This window comes from bacterium, assembly GCA_037131655.1.
Classification (GTDB): Bacteria; Armatimonadota; Fimbriimonadia; order Fimbriimonadales; family JBAXQP01; genus JBAXQP01.
Genome location: JBAXQP010000460.1, coordinates 1 through 1,684, shown reverse-complemented (window position 1 = coordinate 1,684; position 1,684 = coordinate 1). Strand labels below are relative to the sequence as shown.

The 1,684-nt window shown below is 48.0% G+C and carries 2 protein-coding genes; both read right to left on the bottom strand.

Annotation, left to right across the window (positions count from 1 at the left end):
- Positions 1-12 precede the first annotated feature (12 nt).
- Entirely contained in the window at positions 13-828 is an 816-nt protein-coding gene (locus WCO51_13610; GenBank protein MEI6514290.1) for a DnaJ domain-containing protein, read from the bottom strand.
- A gap of 204 nt (positions 829-1,032) precedes the next feature.
- Positions 1,033-1,635 (bottom strand): hypothetical protein, encoded by a 603-nt coding sequence (locus WCO51_13605; GenBank protein MEI6514289.1) that lies wholly within the window; start codon positions 1,633-1,635, stop codon positions 1,033-1,035.
- Between the last annotated feature and the right edge of the window lie 49 nt (positions 1,636-1,684).

Below are 1,684 nucleotides of genomic sequence, written 5' to 3'. Positions count from 1 at the left end.
CACCAGACCTAATTACCCCTTCCCTAGATATTCGCTAACAGTTTGAATCCGCCGGTCATAAAGTATCCTGAAAAAATTGTATGCTTCGTTAATCTCCTTTGCTTTCCTTTCGGCGAGTTCGCGTAACTCACTTCCAAGCGAAGCAACTTTGTCCGGGTGATACTCGCTCATCGCTTTTCGGTATGCTTTCCTAATCTCTTCTTTGGTAACGTTGCCGCTTAGGCCAAGAATATTCCAACAGTCCGATTCGCTGAGTTTGTGGTCTCTGGCAGGAACACCTCCGTTACCTCCTCCCCGTTTGTTGTCTCTGTGGCTTCGAGCTGGAGGCATGGTAGATTCAGCAACTACGGCAACGGCATAACCTGAAAAATCAGCGGTAGTCCACCGGCGCGTTCTATGATAGGGATTCCCATTTTTTCCGTAGCCAGCTACATACTCTTCTTCGTGATGCCTAATGTGCTTATCCCAGAAGAACTTAGTCAGGCCATTGCCCCCTATTTGCAAGCAGTGCCATTTCAGAGCTTCCTCAACTTCCGCGGGGTCATTGTGCTGCCCTTCCTCACGAATTAGTTCGATTTCATTTACAATTCGATATCCACGCAGGTAATCTTGCTTTGAGCATCCAGCCCAGTTCTGAAAACGGTTCTGTAATTCTTGATGCTCGCCCGCGATAATAGCCAGTCCATCCCTGCAAAGTGAGCCTTCTATTCGAGAGCTGGGATGGTATGGCCACAGATTTCTGCGCATCTGACTCTCGCGATATTCTGCTGACTTGTCATCCTTCCGCAAGAAAACTTGACCGGTCTTGCAGCACTTAGTCAACTCCATTTGATCGTAACACTTCTTGCACAAATGCCTCAGGCTGGTTTGTGTTGTGTCGGTCCGACCATGGGCGGTGTAATTTTCGCGTAGCTCACGGGTGAAACAGGCCATGCGGAATAATCGCTTACTACACTTGCCACATTTGGGCGCGGTCCAGTCGGTGATGCTCTTGATTAACTGCATGAGTATAGATGGTGAATACTTCTAGCCCTAGCAACAGTATAAGCAATTCTTAGTCTTCTTCTTGCGTGCTCTAATCATCAGTTTGCGGAGTTCGCGAATCTCATTCTCGATCTGGCTACTCAGCATCAATCTTGGATCGCTTGGAAACTTAGCCTTGTGTGAATCTTGAGCTTCTCGACAAAGCCCTTCTGCGATGCGGGTTATGTTCCTCACGTATTCTGGGTCAATCTTAAATTTGACGGTGTCGGTACAGAGCAACTCGTTCGTGACCAGCGAGAAGAGATCCAAGTCATATCGCAGACTGACACCACGCTTGTTCAACTCGCGGAGAAGCTTGGAATCATCAGGGGTCAAGAATTTGCTGCCAGCAGATTTCATGAGTCGTTTGAGATTGTGCCCATGCGTGAAAATATCACGCAATGCGTCCTCGGCTGAAGCCGCAGATCCTGTTGAACACATTAGTGACTTCAATGAACATTCAATCGACATGTATAGATCGACAACGATCTTCGCCTGAAAGCCTGTCCGCATCTTGACTGTGGAGTGCTCAAAAGCAGTCGTCGCCTTGTTCAGAAGATGGCCCGCGTCGGTTCGGAATGCGTGAGAAACATGCTGGAGTTCGGTATTCATCTGGATGTTTTAGAATATTCTATTTGCCGAACGTCAAATGTCCGCCCAC